This is a genomic window from Ignavibacteria bacterium (assembly GCA_025612375.1).
Lineage (GTDB): Bacteria > Bacteroidota > Ignavibacteria > Ignavibacteriales > SURF-24 > JAAXKN01.
Map to the genome: position 1 here is coordinate 1 of JAAXKN010000130.1, position 1,198 is coordinate 1,198.

Genomic DNA, 1,198 nt, shown 5'->3' on the forward strand with positions numbered 1-1,198 from the left:
GAAAGACGTGATAAGCTGCGAAAAGCCACGGGGAGGAGCAAATATCCTTTGATCCGTGGATGTCTGAATGGGGAAACCCGGCAGGAAAGACTCCTGTCACCATGCACTGAATACATAGGTGTATGGAGGGAACCCGGTGAACTGAAACATCTAAGTAGCCGGAGGAAGAGAAAGAAAAATCGATTTCCAAAGTAGCGGCGAGCGAAATGGAAAGAGCCCAAACCAGGGTGCGTGCACCCTGGGGTTCGGACCGCATAATTGATTCAACGAATTTAGCAGAATGGTTTTGGGAAAGCCAGCCAAAGAGGGTGAAAGCCCCGTAAGCGAAAGACGAATTGACATGGCGGTATCCAGAGTACATCGAGACACGAGAAACCTTGATGGAATGAGCGGGGACCACCCCGTAAGGCTAAATACTCCTTAGTGACCGATAGCGCATAGTACTGTGAAGGAAAGGTGAAAAGGACCCCGGGAGGGGAGTGAAAGAGAACCTGAAACCCTGTGTTTACAAGCTGTGGAACCTCTTTATATGGGGAACCGCGTACTTTTTGTAGAACGGTCCGGCGAGTTACGGATGCTGGCAAGGTTAAGAACTTAAGGTTCGGAGCCGAAGGGAAACCAAGTCTGAATAGGGCGCCATAGTCAGTATACGTAGACCCGAAACCGGGTGATCTATCCATGTCCAGGTTGAAGATGCCGTAAAAGGCGTTGGAGGACCGAACCCACATCCGTTGAAAAGGGTGGGGATGAGGTGTGGATAGGGGAGAAATTCCAATCGAACCCGGAGATAGCTGGTTCTCCTCGAAATAGCTTTAGGGCTAGCCTCGTATTAGTCTAGCGGAGGTAGAGCACTGAATTTCCTAGGGGGCGTCAAAGCTTACCAAAGAATATCAAACTCCGAATGCCGCATAGATGATGTACGGGAGTCAGACTGCACGAGATAAGTTGGGTAGTCAAAAGGGAAAGAGCCCAGACCACCGGCTAAGGTCCCAAAGTGCGTGTTAAGTGGAAAAGGATGTGGGATTTCAGAGACAACTAGGATGTTGGCTTAGAAGCAGCCATACATTCAAAGAGTGCGTAATAGCTCACTAGTCGAGAGGTCCTGCGCCGAAAATGTCCGGGGCTAAAACACGACACCGAAGCTGTGGAATTACACATAAGTGTAATTGGTAGAGGAGCATTCTTAAAACGACGAAGC

General features: G+C 49.5%; 1 rRNA gene. It reads left to right on the top strand.

Annotated elements, in window-relative coordinates:
- Nucleotides 1-1,198: ribosomal RNA gene (locus HF312_21660) — 23S ribosomal RNA — on the top strand; the annotation flags it as partial.